At 62.5% G+C, this 18459-nt stretch carries 18 protein-coding genes and 1 pseudogene; 9 read left to right on the top strand and 10 right to left on the bottom strand.

Features of this window, described 5'->3' with window-relative positions:
* The first annotated feature begins 507 nt into the window (after positions 1–507).
* The 7 genes from AC19YX_RS05850 (at position 508) to AC19YX_RS05820 (ending at position 7588) form a co-directional block, all read left to right on the top strand.
* Positions 508–1014 carry a nuclear transport factor 2 family protein gene (locus AC19YX_RS05850; RefSeq protein ID WP_500605876.1) on the top strand — a complete coding sequence of 169 codons (507 nt, stop codon included), beginning with the start codon at positions 508–510 and terminating at the stop codon, positions 1012–1014.
* The gene (locus AC19YX_RS05845; protein WP_500605875.1) at positions 1011–2105 is read left to right on the top strand and encodes an amidase; all 1095 of its coding nucleotides are present in this window, start codon (positions 1011–1013) and stop codon (positions 2103–2105) included. The genes AC19YX_RS05850 and AC19YX_RS05845 overlap by 4 nt, the downstream gene beginning before the upstream one ends.
* 42 nt (positions 2106–2147) lie before the next feature.
* Positions 2148–3422, top strand: a complete 1275-nt coding sequence (locus AC19YX_RS05840; RefSeq protein WP_078473832.1) for an aromatic ring-hydroxylating oxygenase subunit alpha — start codon at positions 2148–2150, stop codon at positions 3420–3422.
* A gap of 16 nt (positions 3423–3438) precedes the next feature.
* Entirely contained in the window at positions 3439–3915 is a 477-nt protein-coding gene (locus AC19YX_RS05835; RefSeq protein ID WP_500605874.1) for an aromatic-ring-hydroxylating dioxygenase subunit beta, read from the top strand.
* A gap of 16 nt (positions 3916–3931) precedes the next feature.
* Positions 3932–4888 (top strand): PDR/VanB family oxidoreductase, encoded by a 957-nt coding sequence (locus AC19YX_RS05830; RefSeq protein ID WP_500605873.1) that lies wholly within the window; start codon positions 3932–3934, stop codon positions 4886–4888.
* Positions 4889–5096: 208 nt separating this feature from the next.
* Complete coding sequence (locus AC19YX_RS05825; RefSeq protein ID WP_242487587.1) at positions 5097–6257, top strand: OprD family outer membrane porin; 1161 nt, start codon at positions 5097–5099, stop codon at positions 6255–6257.
* A 26-nt stretch (positions 6258–6283) separates the two neighbouring features.
* Positions 6284–7588, top strand: coding sequence for an MFS transporter (locus tag AC19YX_RS05820; RefSeq protein ID WP_238596244.1), 1305 nt, complete (start codon positions 6284–6286; stop codon positions 7586–7588).
* Positions 7589–7648: 60 nt separating this feature from the next.
* Here AC19YX_RS05820 and AC19YX_RS05815 read toward each other — a convergent pair whose 3' ends face one another.
* On the bottom strand, positions 7649–8587 hold the full coding sequence (locus tag AC19YX_RS05815) for a LysR family transcriptional regulator (protein WP_500605872.1): 939 nt from the start codon (positions 8585–8587) through the stop codon (positions 7649–7651).
* Between the two features lie 372 nt (positions 8588–8959).
* Positions 8960–9244: a hypothetical protein gene (locus tag AC19YX_RS05810; protein WP_078473826.1), complete on the bottom strand. Its 285-nt coding sequence runs from the start codon at positions 9242–9244 to the stop codon at positions 8960–8962.
* A 298-nt stretch (positions 9245–9542) separates the two neighbouring features.
* Between AC19YX_RS05810 and AC19YX_RS05805 the strand changes: the two genes are divergently transcribed.
* Positions 9543–9896, top strand: coding sequence for a HEAT repeat domain-containing protein (locus AC19YX_RS05805; RefSeq protein ID WP_078473825.1), 354 nt, complete (start codon positions 9543–9545; stop codon positions 9894–9896).
* Positions 9897–9908: 12 nt separating this feature from the next.
* Here the strand turns inward: AC19YX_RS05805 and AC19YX_RS05800 are convergent, their stop codons facing one another.
* Both AC19YX_RS05800 and AC19YX_RS05795 read right to left on the bottom strand, forming a co-directional pair.
* Positions 9909–10355 (bottom strand): NUDIX hydrolase, encoded by a 447-nt coding sequence (locus AC19YX_RS05800; RefSeq protein ID WP_078473824.1) that lies wholly within the window; start codon positions 10353–10355, stop codon positions 9909–9911.
* A 57-nt stretch (positions 10356–10412) separates the two neighbouring features.
* A complete protein-coding gene (locus AC19YX_RS05795) occupies positions 10413–10985 on the bottom strand; it encodes a type 1 glutamine amidotransferase family protein (protein WP_078473823.1) in 573 nt (190 codons plus the stop codon).
* Positions 10986–11217: 232 nt separating this feature from the next.
* Between AC19YX_RS05795 and AC19YX_RS05790 the strand changes: the two genes are divergently transcribed.
* Positions 11218–11628, top strand: a complete 411-nt coding sequence (locus AC19YX_RS05790; protein WP_500605871.1) for a hypothetical protein — start codon at positions 11218–11220, stop codon at positions 11626–11628.
* A gap of 37 nt (positions 11629–11665) precedes the next feature.
* On the opposite strand, the gene AC19YX_RS05785 is transcribed toward AC19YX_RS05790, so the two are convergent.
* The 6 genes and pseudogenes from AC19YX_RS05785 to AC19YX_RS05760 all read right to left on the bottom strand — a co-directional run bounded on the left by AC19YX_RS05785 (position 11666) and on the right by AC19YX_RS05760 (position 18384).
* The gene (locus AC19YX_RS05785; RefSeq protein ID WP_078473821.1) at positions 11666–12400 is read right to left on the bottom strand and encodes a UTRA domain-containing protein; all 735 of its coding nucleotides are present in this window, start codon (positions 12398–12400) and stop codon (positions 11666–11668) included.
* Positions 12401–12504: 104 nt separating this feature from the next.
* Positions 12505–13086, bottom strand: a complete 582-nt coding sequence (gene pnuC, locus AC19YX_RS05780; RefSeq protein ID WP_078473820.1) for a nicotinamide riboside transporter PnuC — start codon at positions 13084–13086, stop codon at positions 12505–12507.
* A 34-nt stretch (positions 13087–13120) separates the two neighbouring features.
* A pseudogene (locus AC19YX_RS05775) lies at positions 13121–15313 on the bottom strand (TonB-dependent siderophore receptor).
* Positions 15314–15434: 121 nt separating this feature from the next.
* Positions 15435–16307 (bottom strand): sulfurtransferase, encoded by an 873-nt coding sequence (locus tag AC19YX_RS05770; RefSeq protein WP_500605870.1) that lies wholly within the window; start codon positions 16305–16307, stop codon positions 15435–15437.
* Positions 16304–17467 carry a phosphotransferase enzyme family protein gene (locus AC19YX_RS05765; protein WP_421547333.1) on the bottom strand — a complete coding sequence of 388 codons (1164 nt, stop codon included), beginning with the start codon at positions 17465–17467 and terminating at the stop codon, positions 16304–16306. The genes AC19YX_RS05770 and AC19YX_RS05765 overlap by 4 nt, the downstream gene beginning before the upstream one ends.
* Entirely contained in the window at positions 17467–18384 is a 918-nt protein-coding gene (locus AC19YX_RS05760) for an ABC transporter substrate-binding protein (RefSeq protein ID WP_421547332.1), read from the bottom strand. Before AC19YX_RS05760 ends, AC19YX_RS05765 begins: the two co-directional genes overlap by 1 nt.
* Positions 18385–18459 lie beyond the last annotated feature (75 nt).

The raw sequence follows: 18459 nt of genomic DNA, 5'->3' as shown, positions 1-18459 counted from the left end.
ATGAGATTTTGCCAACCTAGAATCGAAAGTTATTTCTTTTAAAACAATAGGTTATAGGTTTTCTGGTGTAAGCATGGGGTGCTAGGGGTCGAGTGTTCGAATCACTCCGTCCCGACCATATTATTCAATGAAAAAGCCCAACTTTAGCGAGTTGGGCTTTTTCATGTGCGTGACTTTTTCGGCCCTACCTTTTTGTGAGTTGGCAGCAGATTTGGGTACTCACTAGCAACAACGAGCTTTCGAGCCCAACTCCAGTGCCTTATCCAGCGTCAGCGCCATTCACCTCAACTCCAGGTTTAATCCCGTGCTCGCCCGAAACAGCAACGTCGCCTGCCCGCTGACGGCCGACCTTCGCCGTTTCTAACCGCTCCCGCCTAAGCAGCGCCCCCCCAACCCTCAACTCGTTGCATAAAACGCAACAAGTTACTCACGCCCTGTGATTGTTGCCCCTCCAGCTCATCGCTAATTTCCTGTCATCGCAATGTAAACGCTGGCAGGTGCTCTCTTATGAATTCATCCCTTGCAGATATTACGGTCCTGGCCGAGCGGGTCAGGGTGCTTGAGGCTGAGTCGGCGGTGCGGCGGGTGCTGCATCGCTACATGGCGTTGTGCGACGTTCCCGGTGAGGAAGATCGTCTGCCGGCGCTGCGTCAGTTGTTTTGCAGTGATGCGTATTGGCAGGGTGTGGGGTCGCGTTATGCCCGCAAGTTCGGTCGGCTTGAGGGGCGTGAGGCGATTGTGGCGATGCTTGCGGGTTATCTGCCGCCTAATCCGCACTTTCGCTTCAATGCGCATTTTCTGGCGGGCGAGCAAATTGCCGTTGACGGTCTTGAGGTGACTGGCCGTTGGTTGCTGCAGCAGCTCTCGCGTTATGACTCGGGGCAGGGGGAAGCCATTGTCGCTGCGCTGAACCTGAGGTTTCGCCTGGAGGAGGGCGCCTGGCGCATAGCGTCTTTCACCACTGAGCGACTCGATGTCTGCTCCCTTGCGCGCGCACAGGAAGGACAGTCATGAGCCCGCTGGTTGTTGAAACTCATAAGCGGGGGCCAGGGCCTACCGTGGCCATAAAGGATTCGCTGGATGTGGCCGGCTGGCCAACCCGCTGTGGCAGCCGTGCCTTTGAAGCGGCGCCGCCGGCCCAGCGCAATGCTACCGTGGTGCAATCGCTGCTGGACGCGGGTTGGCAGGTGATCGGTAAAACCGTGTTGCACGAGCTGGCCTTTGGCGTCACCGGGATCAACGATTGGGCGGGTACGCCGATCAATCCTCAGGCTCCCGAGCGCATTGCGGGTGGCTCGTCCAGCGGTTCTGCGGTGATTGTCGCCCAAGGCGCGGTCGATGCAGCGCTGGGGACTGATACCGGTGGCTCGGTTCGCATGCCTGCCGCCTGCTGCGGTGTGTACGGGCTCAAGCCGACCTTTGGCCGCTTGAGCCGGGAAGGTGTGTACCCGCAGTTCAGTTCCCTGGACTGTGTCGGCCCCATGGCCCGCGATCTCGACACATTGGTCGCCGTGATGCTCGCCATGGACGCCACTTTTGTCATGCCCCGGGCGCCCGAGCGGGTCCGTATCGGCCTGGTGGATGTGGCCTGTGACTCCAACATCCGCGCCGCCATTGACCAGGAAGTCAGCCGTCGTGGCTGGGAGTGTGAAGTCGTCAGCCTGACCCTGCTGGACTCGGCGTTCGAAGCGGCGTTGAGCGTGATCAATGCTGAAACCTGGGCCGCCTTTGGCCAATACACCGGTCGCGGTCTGCTGGGTGCAGACATCGAAGCCCGGCTGCTGCGTGCAGCCGCCACCGATGACGACGAGCTGCGCGCCGCCGAGGCTGTCCGCGCTGCGTTCAGTGAACAGGTCGACGGGTTGCTTGCGCAGTTCGACGCCCTGGTGCTGCCCAGCCTGCCGCGATTGCCGCCCTTGCTGGCGGATGTGCGCGCTGGTGCGCCGGTAATCGATCTGACCCGTTTTCTACGCCCGTTCAACCTCAGTGGCCACCCGGCGCTGAGTGTGCCCATCCCCTGTCCACAAACCTGTTTGAAAACCAGCCTGCAACTGATCGGGCGCAAGGGCGGCGATGCGCAGTTGTGCGCCATCGCGAACGCCTGACTCATAAAAACGCTGCTCGACATCAACGTATAGGACCTGACCGTGACCCAACTTATCGACGCCGTGAACCTGGGCATCAACCCCGCTGACCTGGTCAAGCCGGACCGTGTCCACACTTCGCTGTATACCGACGCCAAGCTGTTCGACGCAGAGCTTGAAAAGATTTTCTACAGCACCTGGGTCTGGGTGGCGCATGTCAGCGAGATCCCGGAGTCGGGCAGTTACAAAAGCACCTACATCGGCAAGCAGCCGGTGATTGTGGTGCGTGATCGCAAGAAGCAGGTGCACGTGCACCTCAATCGTTGCCGTCATCGCGGGGCAACCGTCTGCGAGCACAAGAAGGGCAAGACCAACAGTTTCGTCTGCCCCTACCACGGCTGGAGCTACGCCCTCGATGGGTCGTTGCGCGGTGTGCCGCATCCGGAGAGCTACGGGGACTGCCTGGATAAAGGCGAACTGCCCCTGGTGAGTCTGCGGGTGGAGGAGTACGCCGGGATGCTGTTCGCCACCTTCAAGGACGACATCGAACCCCTGGTGGACTTTCTCGGCCCGGCGAAAAAGTGGATGGACCTGTTCATGAAGCAGGGCGCCGGTTATCCGATCAAGGTCCCGGGCGAGCACCGTTTCCGCTTCCCTGGCAACTGGAAGATTCAGCTGGAAAACACCACTGACGCCTACCACTTCCCCTTGGTGCACAAGTCGTTCCTGTCGTCCGTGGATGAACAGACCCTGGCGCTGTTCGATTTCGTCGAAGGCCCGGGCTACGTCGAAGACCTGGGCAATGGTCACAGCGTGATGGTGATGATTCCCGACCTGGTGGACCTGGAAGCCGATCTCGACAAGCCGATCCCGGAGCGTTTCGCCGGGCTGGCTGCCGAGTTGCGCGATGAAGGCCTGGAAGAGAACCAGGTGCGGCGCATTGTTCGCGCCGTGGGTGGTTCTGGCTTCAACCTCAACCTGTTTCCCAACGTCGCCTGCTCTATGGCGTTCTTTCGCGTGTTGCAGCCGATCTCGGTGCTGGAGACCGAAATCCATCATTCGGTGATCACCATGGACGGCGGGCCCGTTGCGGCCAACCGTTACCGCCTGCGGCTGCACGAACACTTCCAGGGCCCCATGGGCTTTGGCACGCCGGACGATTCCGAAGCCTGGGAGCGGGTGCAGAAGGGCGCCAGTGCCGGGGAAAACCTCTGGATCATGCTCAACCGTGGTTTGCCCGGCGAACGGGCGACCGAGGATGGCCTGGTCAGTGATGTCAGTGCTGAGACCGGAATGCGCGCGGCCTACCAGCAGTGGAAAAAGATGATGTCGGTGTAACTGGCGGAGAACCTTGATGAACCTGAATTTACTGAACGAAGTCACCGCTTTCATCTGGCAGGAAGGCGACATGCTCGACCATGGCGAATTCGATGCCTGGCTGGACCTATGGGCGGAGAAGGGCACTTACATCATCCCGATCGACCCCCAGGAGCAGGACTTCGAAAACACCCTCAATTACGCCTATGACGACGCCGACATGCGCCAGCTGCGGGTGCAGCGCCTGACCAGCGGCGAGTCGATTTCCACCAGCCCGCAGCCGCGTACCGTGCGCACGTTGTCGCGCTTTCGCGTGCTGTCGGAAAACGCGCAACAGGTGACGGTGCGCTGTGCGCAGAACCTGCGGGAGTTTCGCAAGGATTCGCTCAAGCACTACAGCGCCGACATCGTCTATGAGCTGGAACGGGACGCAGGCACCTTCAAGATTCAGCGCAAGCTGATTCGCCTGATCAACTCCGACGATACCCTCGCCGGTATCGGTTACATCCTCTGATCATGGGCGTGAATCGATGACTGACAGTGTATTGAAGGTTGTGGTGCACAAGGCCCGGCAGCAGGGCGGCAAAGTGCTGGTACTGGACCTGTGTGCCTCGGATGACACGCCGTTGCCCGCGTTCGAGGCCGGGGCCCATGTGGATGTGCATTTACCCGATGGCCTGGTGCGCCAGTATTCGCTGTGCAGCGATCCGGCAGACCCTGGCCTCTATCGATTGGGGGTGCTCAAGGATCCGGCCTCGCGCGGTGGCTCCGAGGCGGTTCATGCCACGTTGCGCGAGGGAAGCGTGGTGACCATCAGCGCTCCGCGCAATCTGTTTCCGCTGGCGGTTGATGCCCAGAGCTCACTGCTGATAGGAGGCGGAATCGGCATCACACCGATGATCGCCATGGCCTATGCACTGCACGCCCGGGGCGCTGATTTCGAGTTGCACTACTGCGGTCGCTCGCGCAGTCAGGCGGCGTTTTTGCAAGAGCTGGCCAGCGCACCGTTTTCCCAGCGGGTCAGCACCCATTTCGATGATGAGCCGGCCGGCAAGCTCGACCTGAATGCCGTGCTCGGCACTGCGGCTCCAGGCTGCCATGTGTACACCTGTGGGCCGTCGGGGTTCATGACCTGGGTGATCGACGCGGCCACGGCGGCTGGCTACGGCGATGAGCAGGTGCATCGCGAGTATTTCCAGGTTGAGGTTGACGGTTCCGGTGAGGCCTTCGAAGTCCACACCGCCCGCAGCGGTAAAACCCTGCAGGTGCATGCCGGGCAAAGCATCGTGCAGGCCCTGGCCGAAGTGGGCATCACCATTGACGTGTCGTGCGAGCAGGGCGTCTGCGGCACTTGCCTGTGTGACGTGCTGGAAGGAGAGCCCGATCACCGTGACGTCTACCTGACTGCAGACGAGCGCGAGGCGAACGATCAAATGCTGCTGTGCTGTTCAAGGGCGCGCTCCGGGCGCCTGGTTCTGGATATCTGATTCACCACTCAAACAACAATAAAAAACATGACAGCCGCGGGCGTTCAGATCGGCGCTGTCATTCACTGCCATGTCTCTGAAGTTCTGCCCCCAACCGTGGCAAACCTGTATGGATGTAACTATGTCAAAGCGAGCTTTGCGTGTGCATGCAATTCACTACTTAGGGCTTATAGGGATAGCAATACCGTGGTCGGCCCACGCCGACCTGATGGACGAGAGTCACCTGTCCTTGAACTTCAGGAACCTGTACCTGAACCGCAACTTCACCAACAGCGAGGCGCCCACCTCCAAAGTCGGCAACTGGTCCCAGGGCTTTGATCTGCAGTTTCAATCCGGATACACCGACACCCCGCTGGCCATCGGTTTCGATGCCAATGCCCAGTACGCGTTGCGGCTTGATTCCACGGGCAACGATGGTTCATTGCCCTACAGCACCTACGAGCAAAAGGCTGCTAATGACTACAGCCGCGCCGGTGGCACGCTGAAGCTGCGTTACTCGAAAACCGAAGTGAAAATCGGTGACCAGAAACCCAACCTGCCGATCGCTTCCAACGATCCCAGTCGGCAGCTCGATACCATCTACCAGGGGGCGGTGGTCAACTCTCGGGAAATAGACCGCCTGGAGCTGACGGGAGGGCGCTTCTGGTCCAGCGTCACCCGGCAGTCTTCCAACCACGAGCAGCTCTACAAGTACGGCTCTACCGACGATCTGGACAGCAAGGGGCTGGATTTCGGCGGCGGCACCTACTCGTTCACGCCGACCCTGCAAGGCACTTATTTTTATGGCGTGCTCAACGATATCTACCGCCAACACTACGCCGGTCTCAAACATGCGCTGGACCTGGGGGACGGCTACGTCCTGAAGACTGACTTGGGCTACTTCAACAACAGTGAAGATGGCAGTGCCCTTGCAGGCAAGGTCGACAACCGATCCTACAGCGGCCTGGTGACCCTGCAAAAAGGCGCCCATCTGTTTGGCGTCAGCTATCAGCGCATGCTGGGTGAAACGGTGTTCCCGACGCTCAACGGCTATGTTCCGCAACCGTATCTGCCGAACTGGGCAGGCCTGCCGTTCATCCGGCCGGACGAGCGATCGTGGTCGGTGCGTTATGGCTATGACTTCGCAAATATGGGGATACCCGGCCTGAAACTGTTCACGCGCTACATCAAGGGCACCGCCATCGACCGTGGTGCAGGGTTGAGCCATGACCAGGAAAGTGAACGCAACATCTTCCTGTCTTATGTGGTTCAAAGCGGTGCGCTCCAGGGCTTGAGCGTTGACCTGAAGAACTTCAACACCAAGCAGAAGTACGGCAACAACTATGACGAGTACCGCCTCGTCACCTCATACACCTGGAAGATCTGGTGAGCCGCTGGCTCGGTTTGGAGAAGTATATGAGTAATTTCAAAGCAGGCGTCACCCAAACACCCAGCTCTTCCACCATGCGCCGAATTGTCATCGCCTCGGTGTTTGGCAACGCATTGGAGTGGTATGACTTCTTCCTGTACGGCACGGCGGCGGCGTTGATTTTCGGCCCGCTGTTCTTTCCTGCCGGGACTGATCCGGTGCTTGGCACCATGGGCGCGTTCGCAGGTTTTGCCGTGGGCTTTTTTGCCCGCCCCCTGGGCGGGATTATCTTTGGTCATATCGGCGACCGGGACGGGCGCAAAAAAGCGCTGGTCATGACGCTCAGCATCATGGGGGTTTCGACATTCCTGATGGGCTTGCTGCCGACATTCGAACAAGCGGGTTATCTGGCGCCCATCACCCTGGTGCTGTTGCGTATCGCCCAGGGCATCGCTTCGGGGGGCGAGTGGGGCGGTGGCGTGTTGATGATCAGCGAAAACGCGCCGGCCAATCGCGTCGGTTTCTATGCGGCCTGGAGCCAGCTTGGCGTTTCCGGTGGGTTTGTGCTCTCGGCCGCAGCGTTCTACCTGGTGCAGATGCTGCCCACCGAGGATTTCCTGAGTTGGGGCTGGCGCCTGCCGTTCCTGGCCAGTGTCCTGGTGTTCGGGGTCGGTATCTACATTCGCCGCAACCTGCCGGAGAGCCGCGATTTCGAGGATGCTGCGGCGCAACGGGCGAAGGTCAAGCATCCGCCGGCGATGGAGGTTCTGCGCAAGCACCCCAGGGAAGTGTTCCAGGCCATGGGGCTGCGCATGGCCGAAAACAGCTGCGCGTATATCTTCCTCGCCTTCGTGATGGCTTACGCAAAACTGACCGGCTTGAGCACGCAAGTGGTCTTGGGCGGGGTGATGGTCGCCATGATTGTCGAGGCCTTCACCATTCTGTTCTGGGGTTGGCTGTCCGACATCATTGGCCGGCGTACGGTCTATGCCATCGGTTCCATCAGCCTGGTGCTGTTCGCGTTCCCGTTCTTCTGGTTGATCGATACCCATGTCAGCGGCTACGTCTACCTGGCATTGCTGGTCGGCCTGGCCTTCTGCCATGGCGCCATGATCGGTACCCAGCCGGCGTTGATGGGGGAACTGTTTCCGGCCCATGTGCGCTATTCCGGCATGGCGTTGGGGCACGAGATTGCGTCGATTTTTTCCGGTGGGCTCGCACCGTTGGCGGCAACGGCCTTGTTCGGGGCCTTCCACTCGGCCTGGCCGGTGTCGGTGATGTTGATTGTGTTTGGCTTGATCACCACGGGCACCTTGTTCAGCATCCGGCGCAAACCGGATTTGCCTCACTGACCTTGCCCTGACAAAAAAGGCGGAACGGTTTCTACGTTCCGCCTTTTTTGTGGTTCCGGTTCAGCCGGCGTTGCTCAATTTGCTGATTGAACGCGCCAGGTGGCGGATCAGTTCCTGGGTGACGGGGGGCAGTTTGCGTGACTGGCGGCGAATGATCTGCAACTCGGTGCTGTTCATTTCCGGGCACTCCACCTCAAGGGCCACCAGGGTTCCGGCCTTGAGCTCCGGCAGGATCATCACCTCGGCCAGCAGGGTGCTGGCCATGTTGGCTTTGACGAAGTCGATGATCACCTGCAGTGAGTTGGCAGTGATTGCCGGTTCAATTTCAAATGGCCTGCCCTTGCAGGACAGGGTGACCAACTCCCGCACCCGATAGCCGTGGTTGGGCAATACCAGTTGGGTGCTCGCCAGTTGTTCCAGGGTAATGGATGGCTGTCGGGCCAGCGGGTGATCAGGGTGGACGATGGCCCGCAGCGGCTGCTTGATACCGAACTGGCGGCGCAATGCAGGGTTGGGATGGGGGGCGAAGAGCACGCCGATCTGCGCCTGGTCTTCCATCACCATGTGCTGAACTTCAAGGGTCGGGGCAATCAGGATCTCGGTGCGCAGGCCCGGGTAGGATTTGAAAAAACTCTGCAGTTTGCCGATCAGCTGCGCACCGAAGAGCCCTTCACCCACGGCCACCACTGTCTTGCCCAAATGCTGGCCGCGCAAATCGTCCAGCCGGTTGAGCAGCGCCTCATGTTGGCTCGCCCGTGCACGGTAGTAATCCACGGTGACCAGGCCCGCTTCGGTCAGGCGAATGCGGTGAGTGCCGGCTTCGATCAGATCGATGCTCAGCTCTGTCTGCAGTAAATTTATTTGCCGGCTGACCGACGATGGGGCGATCCCCAGTTGGTCTGCCGCAGCGCGCATGGACCCTAGTTGATAGCTGAGAAAGAGATACTTCAGCCGCTGGTCCTGAAACTCCAGGGACGGGGTAAGTTTTGAAAGATCCATGCAAGGGCGACCTCTGAACTGCACATCAGGCGAAAGGAGCGCGACTCGTTGTTCGTGCTCTCGTTATGGTTATTTTTTTGCAATTAACGTGCCCCACCCGACTTCGTTTCCAGCTCCGCGCGTGCGCTAGTTTCTGATGGCCGTCCCTGATCAAAGCCGCGTGCATGCGCTGAAGGGCATGCAGGTGAGCAAGACGCCGTGTGGGTGGTTGAGGCTACTATTTGCGCGGCTCTGGGCGTTACTGGAAATTCGTACAGACAGGCAACTGCAGGGTTTGCATGGACAACAAAGCCCGCACTCGGCGGGCTTTGGCGGATCAGTGCTCAGGTCATTGCTGCGCAGTGGATAGGCTGGATCTGCAGCCCCGAATGTTTAGACAAACGGCTGCGAAGCAAAGCCGCGAGGCAAGCGTTGCGGCCCCTTCATGGCGGTCAGTCTTTCTCGCCATGCGGCGCGCCAATCATTGGCGGTGTGGGTGGCCCTGGCTTTGCGGGCGGCGCGACGGGTGGCGTTGCGCTCATCCTTGCGGGCCTGTTTGTAGGCCTCGGTATTTCTGCAGCTACGGCATTTGACCCGGGTCAGTTCGGAGCTTGAGACCAGGTGGGTGCCGTGGTGGCCGCAGGCAAGGTGCCCTGCGACCTTGTAGTGGGTAACCATTGAGTGTCTCCTTCGTTAAGCGGGCGGCACCCGGAACATCTGGGGTGCTCGCTCGATCAGGCGAAGTACTCGATTGTCAGAGTGCTTCGCTGCGTCTGAATCCGCTTATCGCTGATCACGACATCTTGACTCTCGCCCGTATCAGCAGCGTCTTCATAAAGGTTTCGACCTTTATGGACCTGTGACGTTCACCTGCGGGCCGGGACGTTGCACGGCCCGGAAGATCGCGTCGCACGCCCACTCTGTTGTATTTTTGCCCGCGGTCGCAATTTCGCGCCCGCTTTGCGGATTACGCCCCATGGACGCCAAGCAACTGAAGGAGGCCTGCGAACGCCTCATCATGACCGACCACGAGGACCATGAAGAAATCATCTGGTCGCTGCAGCAGGCCGCCGACCCTGGCAGCGTGCCGTTCCTGCGCCAGGCGGTGTTGTTGAAGCCGCTCCTGGAGTACCTGGAATACGACGACTATGGCGCCTACTACAAGAAGTGCTTCTGGGCGCTACGGGCGATTGGCACCAGCGAGGCGGTGGCGGTGATCAAGGCGTTTGCCGAGTCCGAGGACCAGGTGCTCAAGGAGCAGGCGCTGTATCGCCTGCACAAGATCCGCAATCCCGAGACAGGTAGCCGCTACCCGCGCCTGGATATCTGAAGCAGCGCGGGCTCAGTCGAGCAGCCCGGCCTTCTTCAGCAGCTCGTACAGCCCCACGGGCACCAGTGGCGCCTGGTGGGTGAAGCTTGAGCTGTCATGCCAGCTTGCGGTAAAGGCCATGCCGTCGGTTTCATGGCCATTGAGGTGAGGCTGTTGGTAGAGGCTGGAGTCGTCGAAGTCGGCGTCGTAGATCTGCACGATTTCATGACCCTGGGTGCCGTCGTACATAAACAGGCTTTCCAGAGTGCCGAGCAGCCGAACGCCGCTGATGGCCACGCCCAGTTCCTCACGGACCTCCCTGACCACCGTCTGTGCACTCAGCTCACCGAACTCGATGCCGCCACCGATCGGGCGGAAGAAATGCTGCTCTTTGACCTTGTCGTACGCCTGGTTGACCAGGATTTTGCCGTTGTGGTGAAAGACGCAGAGGGCAAGTGGGCGAATGCGTTGGGCAGCCATGGGCGGGGTCCGGTTAGCTGAAAAAAGGGCGCCATTAGAGCACGCTTTTTTTGATTTTCAGCCAGGGTGACTGTGCTCTGCCGCGTGCATCGCCAGGTAGGCGTCCAGGCGTTCATCGTGGATGCCCGCGACCCGCAGGATCTGCGCCATAAAGCTCACGGGTGCGGTGCCCGGGGCGGTGACGACACGCTGGTCGGCCACGGCATAGGGCACATCCTGATAGTGGGCGGCTCCCGCATAATTGAGGGCCAAGAGGTTTTCTGCCGAGTTGGAAGTGTGGCGCACCGCATCCAGCACGCCTGCCTGGGCCAGGACCCGGGTGCCGTCGCAGATGCCGGCGACGATCAGGTTTTTAGCATGGGCGGTGCTGATCAGGGCGCTGATGTCCGGGGCCTGCTCGGACTGCCAGACCGTGCCGCCACATACGATCAACAGATCGAGTTCATCGAGGTCGATGGCCTCGATCGCCAGGTCAGGAAGGATGCGCATGCCGCCGGAGGAGGTCACCGCCGCGCCGCCAGGGGTGGCAAAACGCGTCTGGAAGCCGAAGTAACCGCGGCCCGTGGAGTTGATCAGGGCGGTTTCCCAATCGGCAAAATTCTCGCTGAGGATGGTGATGGAGCGTGTCATCGGAGTGTCCTTCTCATGGGGGCTTGCTTCAGGCGTCGAGTAGCCTGAAGTCGCCGTCAGCCTAACCGGGTTTGGTGTCAGTTTCTGTCAGGAGCGGGCCAGGCCACTGGTGCAGTCCCCTGATGGAAGATGGCTGGATTGATCAATGAGTTGTCCAGGTTGAACGATGCGGTCAATTTTGCTTTTGCAGATGATAGATATTCTTGTTTGTCAGTTTCCGAGGAAGCCTCCCATGATCATCGATCACCGCCAATTTCCCCTGGTCTGGTTGCACTACCGCCCAGCCGTGGGCCAGGACGATCCATTCGCCCAGCTCGACGCCTTGCTGCAACGCCAGCAGCCCTTTGTGCTGGTCACCGCCGACGTGCCGGGCGAGCAGCCGCAACCGAAAGAGGATAGCCAGGCTTCGCTCAAGCAGGCATCGCTGTGGATGAAGCAGAACAAGCAGGCGCTGCGCCGCTGGATCAAGGCCAGTATCGTGATTGCCCCGGACGCCGAGGCCCAGGCCCGGGTCGAGGCCTTCGCCGACAGCTACCAGAAGTTCTGGGGTTACCCCTTGTTGCACTGCGCTTCAGTCGAGGCCGCGAGTGCCAGGGTCGACAGCCTGCTGAGCCGCGCGACGGCCACCCGCCACAATGGGTAGGGCGCGTTGTCGCCCGGGGCCCCTGTACCAGGTGCCTTCAGGCGGTGCCCGGGTAGCGGGTCTGCATCACGATCGACAGGGCATCGGGGCGCCAGAACTCCTGGTCGAACTCCACCGGCTGATCCGCTTCGCCGAAGTTCAGGCGCTCCAGGTAGACGCTGGTGGAGCCGGGAGACAGTTGCAGCAGTTCGGCTTGTTGCTCGTTGACCGTGCCGATGTGCATGTCCAGTTCGCAGCGCGATTGCACCCGCGAGAAGCGTTCGCGCAGCAGTCGGGTGAGGGAGGTGTTCAAGTCGGCGTCGAGCAGGCCCGGGCACCAGCTGGCGAGCAGCGCGTTGAACTCCAGAAGCACCGGGCGGCGGTCGATCCAGCGTCGGCGCTGAAGGTAGAACACGGGCTCGTCGGCCGAAGCCAGGCCCATGCGCCGTGCCAGCCAACTGCCGGCCGGGCGCAGTTCGGCCTGCAGGCATTCGGTGCGCGGGGTACGGCCCTGGGCGCTGACGTATTCCATGAAGCCGCTGATGCGCGTCGGGTCATAGCGGATGCGCTGCGGGCTGACGAACCAGCCCCGGCGGTTTTCGCGGTACACCAGGCCTTCGGCTTCCAGTTGCTGCAGGGCCTGGCGCAAGGTGACCCGGGTGCAACCGAAGCGTTCGATCATGTCGCGCTCGGAAGGGAATTTCTGATCGGCCTCGGGTACGCCATTGGCGATGTCGCTGGCGATCTGCTCGCGGATCCGCTGGTAGTGGGGGGAGATGGGATCGAAGGGCATTCGGTCTGGCGCCTGTTGGCGAAGCGAAGAGGACGATGGCGCCAAACGGCGCCATCAATAGGCTGTCTACACTAACCAATCGACTTGCCAGCCGTCGAGCGGGCTCACACGGGGCGCGCGTGTTGTTCCTGGCGCGCCAGGTCCTGTTGCCAGGCACGCAGGCCGTACACCGCCAGCACCACGAAGCCTGCGTACAACCCGGCCGTCAGGCGCAGGTCCTTGAACAGGAACAGGCCGACATACAGGCAGTCGAGGACGATCCACAACCACCAACTGACCACATATTTGCGCGCCGCCCAAACGCTGGCCACCAGGCTGAAGGCAGTCAGCAGCGCGTCCATCCAGGGCGCCGAAGCGTCGGTGTAGCGGTGCATCACTGCCCCCAGCAACAGTGCGCCGATAGCGCCGCACAACAGGCCCAGCAGGCCTTCGCGCAGCGGCAGGCGCGCCACCCGGACCTTGCCGTCGGCCAGGCCGCCCTGGCTCCAGCGCCACCAGCCGTAGCCCTGCAACACCACGAACACGCCCTGCAACAGGGTGTCGGAGTAGAGCTTGGCCTCATAGAAGATCCACCCGTACAGCAGCACCGCAAGCACGTTGACCGGCCAGCACCAGCGGATCCGCCGGGCGGTCAGCCAGACGCCAAGGATGTTGGTGATGACGGCAGCTATTTCGAGATCGGACATAGCAGGTTCCTTAACTCACACGTCAGGGGGGCAATCAGAAGTTGATCGAAGCACTCAGGCGGGCCGTCAGTGGCGCACCCTGGAACAGGTAGGCATCGCCCATGTATTCGCCGGCATCACGCCAGTAGCGCTTGTCGAACAGGTTGTCGACCGTCAGGCGAAACACCGTGTCGTAGCCGTCGATGCGAGTGCTGTAGCGGCTGCCGAGGTTGAAGATGGCGTAGGACCCGGTCTGCACCTGGCCCAGGTTGTCGGCGTACTTGCGGGCACTGTATTGCACGCCGCCGAGCACTGCCAGGCCATCGAACCAGGGCAGGGCGTAGTCACCGTAGAGGCTGGCCCGCAGCTTGGGGACGTTGATTGCCTGGTGCCCGTCATAGGCGTCGGTGCCACTGTCGCTGACCCGGGCGCGGATCGCCGCCACGCTCGCCGAAATCTGCAGGCGCTGGCTGGCCCAGCCATTGGCCGAGAGTTCCAGCCCAGTGTTTTTCTGTTGGCCCTGCTGGACGAAGGTGAAAGTGTTGGCGACGTCATTGTTGGGCCGCGAGTACTGGTAGGCCTGGCGCAGCTGGAACAGCGCGGCGGCGAAGCTGATGCGCTGTCAGTCATACTTGACCCCGGCCTCGATCTGCCGCGACACGCTGGGCGCCAGGATTTCAAATGAGTTGCTGGCAAACCACGGCGCTTCGCCGCCCAGGGACAGGCCCTTGCTGTAGCGGGTGTAGAGCGCCAGGTTGGGCGCCGGTTTATAGATCAGCGCCGCCTCGGGCAGGAACACGTATTGCTGGGTGTGGCGGACGTCGCTGCCATCTTTGTTGAAGGCCTGTTCGTCCAGGCGCACTTCGCGCCCGCCGAGCACGGTCTGCCATTGCTCGTTGAAGCTGATCCGGTCATTGACGAACAGCCCGTACTGGCGGCTGTCGAGGCGGGTGTGGGACTTGTTGAGCGGGCCGCTGTAGCGCTCCAGGTCCGCCGGTTCGCTGTTGATGTTGCCGCTGCCGAGCCACTCGTTGATCGGCTCGCGTTTATCCACCACGCGGCGCAAGGCGCTGGTGCCGACGCTGAGTTCATGGCCCAGGCCGGCGGTGTCGAAGCGGCCGCTGAGCATGGCCTGGGCTTCGTCGGTGCGCCGGGTGTCGTCGGGGCTGCGGAAGTCGTAGATGTCGTAGTCGCCTTCCGGGCTGAAGTAGTTGGCGACGCCGGGGGTGATGCAGCCGACGGTGCAGCCGCCCCAGGCGAACGAACTGTAGTCGTCGATCACCACCTGGCTGCGCGACGCGCTGAAGCTGCCTTTCCACTGTTCGTTGAAACGGTACTCGAAGTTGCCATTGAGGTTCAGCGCCTCGCTGCTGACCGGCTTGGAGCCGCTCTGGTGTGCCAGCAGTTTTTTCGGCGAGGCGTGGTGCGGCAGCTGGGTGCCGCCAAGCAGTTGGTAGCCCGGCACCGAGCGCTGTTCCTTGGTCTGGTACTCGGCATCCAGTTGCAGCAGGGCGTCGGGGCTGATGTTCCAGTCGAAGGCCAGGGACACGAAGTCGCGCTGGCCATTGGCGTGCTCGACGTAGGAATGCAGGTCTTCATGGGCCACGTTGGCGCGCAGGCCGAATTGCTGCTGGCTGCCGAACCAGCCGCCGACATCGGTGGCCAGGTAGCCGCTGCCGCGATCGTCGGTGGAGACCGTCACCGAGCGCACGTCGGTCGGACGCTTGGTCACGTAGTTGATCAGCCCACCGGGTTCACTGATGCCGCTCTGCAGGCCGGCCAGGCCCTTGAGCAGTTCCACCTGCTGCTTGTTTTCCAGGGCGACATTCTGTTCGCCGGTGATGGTGCGGCCATTGATCTTGTAGCTGCTGGCGGCGTTCAGCGAGAAGCCGCGCACCACGAAGTTTTCGTAGTAGCCGACTGGTGCGTAGCTGTCGCCCACCGAGGCATCGTTGCGCAGCACTTCGCTGAGCAGGCGGGCCTGCTGATCCTTGATCATGGCGTCGTTGATCACCGTGATCGAGGCCGGGGTTTCAAGCAGGGGCGCGGCTTCAAAGCCGCCGACCGACGCGCTGTGGGCCTGATAGCCTGAGGTGTCTTCGCCGGTGACGGTCACCGCCGGCAGTTCGGTTTCGCTGGCCTGGGCCGCAGGCATCGCGTTGGCCAGCAGCAGGCCAAGGGTCAGCAGGTTCAGTGCGAACCGCGGGGCGGACACTCCTTGGCGGGCCGTCCGGTAAAGCGTATCCATGTAAAGCTCCTCGACGACTGCGATCCCGGGCCAGGCGCGTGCCGGGCGCAGTAGCCCAGGCGCGCTCCAGGAAGGAGCCGTGCTGTTAAGACAGGAAAAAGCGATGAGTGCCCTAAGGGCGTCAGGCCGGAGTTGCTCCGGTGGTCATTGGCAAGTCTGAATCCGCGGCCCACTCTTGAAGCGAGCCATCATACAAGAGGACGTCGTCGCGTCCGACCCTTGTCAACGCCAGCGCGAGCGCCGCCGCTGAAATACCACCGCCGCAATACAGCACCAGCGGGCCCGGAGCCTGGAGCAAGTCGCTGCCCAGTTCCTGCTGCAGTTGTCTGCGTGGCAGGTAGCGGCCCTGGGCGTCGAACACGGTGCGCGCCGGCACGTTCAGGCTGCCCGGCAGGTGCCCGCGGCGGGCGTAACGGCTGGCCGTGGTGCCATGAAACAGCGCCGCCGACAGGGCGCAGATCAGCAGCCCCGGGCGCTCGCCAGCCAGCACGGCCTGCACGCCCTGGCGCTCGATCCAGAACCCCGGGCCCTGTTCCAGGCGCTGGGGTTCGACCGGCACCGGGGTCGATTCACCCTGTTCCAGTGGCAGCCCGGCATCGCGCCAGGCGCTGAGGCCGCCGTCCAGCACTTGGGCGTGAATGCCCACGCTGCGCAGCATCCACCACAGGCGTGCGGCCCAGAAACCGTCGCCACGGTCATAAATCACCAGGCGGCTGCTCGCGGCGATCCCCAGGCGGGACAGGCCGTTGGCCAATGCCTGCGGGCCGGGCCAGGCAAAACTGAATGGGGCCTCGGGCAGGGCCAGGTCATGCAGCAGGTCGGCATGCAGTGCGCCCGGAATATGGGCCTGGCGCCAACCCTCGCGGCCGCTGGCCACGCGGTAGTCCTGGTCGAAGCGCGGCGACGGCAATTCGACGCTGGCGTCGAGCACCCGCCACTGGGGTTGGCCCAGATGCCCGGCCAATTCGGTGGGACTGATCAGGATCGGTTTCATCGGCCATGACCTCCCAGGCTGGCCAGGCGTTGCAGGTGCTCCAGCAGGCCTTGACCGGCATCGCCGGCAAACCAGTGCAGGTGCCCCAGCAGGTAGGCGTGGTAGGCCACATCGGCACTGGCGGTGGAGCCCACCACGCCCTGGAAATAGGCGATTTCCGACAGGGCGAAATCCACATGCACCACCGGCAGCAGGGCGGCCAGGGTCTGCAGGTCCCGGGCGGACAGCGGCTTGACGCTGGCGTAGCCGTCGAGCAGGGCGTCGATATCCCCGAGGGCGGCCCGGGCGCTGCCGCCCTGGTCGAGTTCCAGCCAGGGGATGGCGTTGCGTTCAATGGCCGTGGCCAGGTCGAACAAGGCAAAGGTGCGATCAGCCAGGCCGAAGTCGAGCACGCAACTGACGGCGGCATCCTTGGCGCTGGAACTCCACAACAGGTTGGAGCCGTGCCAGTCGTTGTGGGTCCACAGTGCCGGTTGCCGTGCCAGCAGCGGCTGCAAGGTGCGGTGCCAGGGTTGCAGCAGCGGCAGCAAGTGCGCGTGCCAGTCACGCTGCCCCAGGTAATCGGCCAGCGCCGGATCGCGGGCGATGGCTGCGTTGAGGCTGGACCTGAGGTCGCCACCGGCGAGCACTGTGCAGTTGGCCAGCAGGACACGGGCCTGGCGTGCGGGCGCCGGGTAATCCTCGGCGGCACGATGCAGGCGGGCTAGAGCCTGGCCGGCGGCCCAGGCCTGTTGCTGGCTGAAAAACGGCGTCCAGGACAACGCGTCGCGGTACAGGTCCTGGCCTTCAGCCAGGGCGTGCACCTCGTACGTCCATGGGCCCTGGGCGATGGCCGTGGCGCCGTTTGCGTCCGCCAGCACCGGGCTGACGTTGATGCCGCGCTGGCCCAGGTGCGCCATGAAGCGGTGTTCTTCCTGGAGCCAGGCCGGGGTGCGCACACTCTGGTGATGGCGTTTGACGAACAGGGTCGCGGCGTCGGTCTGGACCAGGCTGGCGGCGGAAAACGGCCGGGGGCTGTGCCAGTCGATACGCTGCACCGACCCCAGTTGCGGGTAGCCGCGCAGCAACTGCTCGACGTCGTCGGCCTGCAATGCTGGCCAGTCGGCGGCCACCGGTTCGAGGCTCAGGCCGTGGGCGGTCAATGCCTTGAGCGCAGTCATCAGACTGGCTCCGGCAGGAAGGCATTGCTGGTGGCCTGGCGCCAGGCCTGAGCATCGTCCAGCACCCCGTTGGCGTGCAGCCAGTGGGCGTAGGGTTCGAGCAGTTCATCCCGTTGCCGGCCCCAGGCCCCCTCATGCAGCCAGGTGGGGGCGATCTTGTGCAGCGATGCCGCCAGCAGTTCGCGAGGGAAATAAGGCGTCACGTTTTCGTAGGCCTGCAGGGCGCTGGCCGGGTCCGCCGCTGCGGCCAGGTAACCCCGGGCACTGGCCGCAAGGAACGCTCGGGTCAGCTCCGGTCGGGCCTGCAATGTCTGTTCGTGGGCGCCCAGCAGGTAGCTGTGGTAAGCCGGTGCGCCCAGTTGGTCGACTGGCCAGACCACTCGCCGTTCAGCCTCGATCGGGCTGTCCATCAGGGCCTCCCAGGCCCAGTAGCCGCCGAAGCTGGCATCGGCGATGCCGGCGGCCAGTTGCTCGGGCCGCAGTTCGCGGGTGCCGCTGTCCACCAGGACCAGGGCATCCGGGTCGCCGCCGTCGACCCGCACCAGGTGCCGCACCATGGCCAGGCCGCGCGGTGTGGGGTTGAGCGCCAGACGCCGACCTGCAAGGTCTCGTGGGCGCCGGATTCCCGAGTCGGTGAGGGTCTGGATCGACTCCAGGCCCTGATGATTGATCGCGGCCACGCCTTGCAACGGCTGCCCCAGAGCCCGGCGTACCAGCAGGCGATTGCTGGGGAACAGCCCGAAGTCCACGGCACCGGCCAACAAGTGATCCAGGGTGTCGCCGCGCCAGGGGTCATGCACCACCAGCTCCACATCCAGCCCGGCTTCTTGATACCAACCACGTTCGCGCGCCAGATACAGGCCGGCCGAATTCGGCCAGGGGTGAAAATATTCCAGCATGACCCTTACAGAAACCATCGCATTCGACTCCAACCCGAAGCCTTCGACGGCCTCGTGCACTGTGTTTGATTGCGGCGATTTATAAGGGAGCAA

It is taken from the genome of Pseudomonas sp. MF09150 (assembly GCF_059862355.1).
The sequence above is the reverse complement of the archived record's forward strand: the minus strand, read 5'-3'. Positions and strand labels throughout refer to the sequence as shown.

What these genes read in the sequence shown, in the direction of transcription:
- AC19YX_RS05850 (WP_500605876.1), top strand. Translation starts at nt 508, where the DNA reads ATGAATTCATCCCTTGCAGATATTACGGTCCTGGCCGAGCGGGTCAGG.
- AC19YX_RS05845 (WP_500605875.1), top strand. Translation starts at nt 1,011, where the DNA reads ATGAGCCCGCTGGTTGTTGAAACTCATAAGCGGGGGCCAGGGCCTACC.
- AC19YX_RS05835 (WP_500605874.1), top strand. Translation starts at nt 3,439, where the DNA reads ATGAACCTGAATTTACTGAACGAAGTCACCGCTTTCATCTGGCAGGAA.
- AC19YX_RS05830 (WP_500605873.1), top strand. Translation starts at nt 3,932, where the DNA reads ATGACTGACAGTGTATTGAAGGTTGTGGTGCACAAGGCCCGGCAGCAG.
- AC19YX_RS05825 (WP_242487587.1), top strand. Translation starts at nt 5,097, where the DNA reads ATGGACGAGAGTCACCTGTCCTTGAACTTCAGGAACCTGTACCTGAAC.
- AC19YX_RS05820 (WP_238596244.1), top strand. Translation starts at nt 6,284, where the DNA reads ATGAGTAATTTCAAAGCAGGCGTCACCCAAACACCCAGCTCTTCCACC.
- AC19YX_RS05815 (WP_500605872.1), bottom strand. Translation starts at nt 8,587, where the DNA reads ATGGATCTTTCAAAACTTACCCCGTCCCTGGAGTTTCAGGACCAGCGG.
- AC19YX_RS05810 (WP_078473826.1), bottom strand. Translation starts at nt 9,244, where the DNA reads ATGGTTACCCACTACAAGGTCGCAGGGCACCTTGCCTGCGGCCACCAC.
- AC19YX_RS05805 (WP_078473825.1), top strand. Translation starts at nt 9,543, where the DNA reads ATGGACGCCAAGCAACTGAAGGAGGCCTGCGAACGCCTCATCATGACC.
- AC19YX_RS05800 (WP_078473824.1), bottom strand. Translation starts at nt 10,355, where the DNA reads ATGGCTGCCCAACGCATTCGCCCACTTGCCCTCTGCGTCTTTCACCAC.
- AC19YX_RS05795 (WP_078473823.1), bottom strand. Translation starts at nt 10,985, where the DNA reads ATGACACGCTCCATCACCATCCTCAGCGAGAATTTTGCCGATTGGGAA.
- AC19YX_RS05790 (WP_500605871.1), top strand. Translation starts at nt 11,218, where the DNA reads ATGATCATCGATCACCGCCAATTTCCCCTGGTCTGGTTGCACTACCGC.
- AC19YX_RS05785 (WP_078473821.1), bottom strand. Translation starts at nt 12,400, where the DNA reads ATGCCCTTCGATCCCATCTCCCCCCACTACCAGCGGATCCGCGAGCAG.
- pnuC (WP_078473820.1), bottom strand. Translation starts at nt 13,086, where the DNA reads ATGTCCGATCTCGAAATAGCTGCCGTCATCACCAACATCCTTGGCGTC.
- AC19YX_RS05770 (WP_500605870.1), bottom strand. Translation starts at nt 16,307, where the DNA reads ATGAAACCGATCCTGATCAGTCCCACCGAATTGGCCGGGCATCTGGGC.
- AC19YX_RS05765 (WP_421547333.1), bottom strand. Translation starts at nt 17,467, where the DNA reads ATGACTGCGCTCAAGGCATTGACCGCCCACGGCCTGAGCCTCGAACCG.
- AC19YX_RS05760 (WP_421547332.1), bottom strand. Translation starts at nt 18,384, where the DNA reads ATGGTTTCTGTAAGGGTCATGCTGGAATATTTTCACCCCTGGCCGAAT.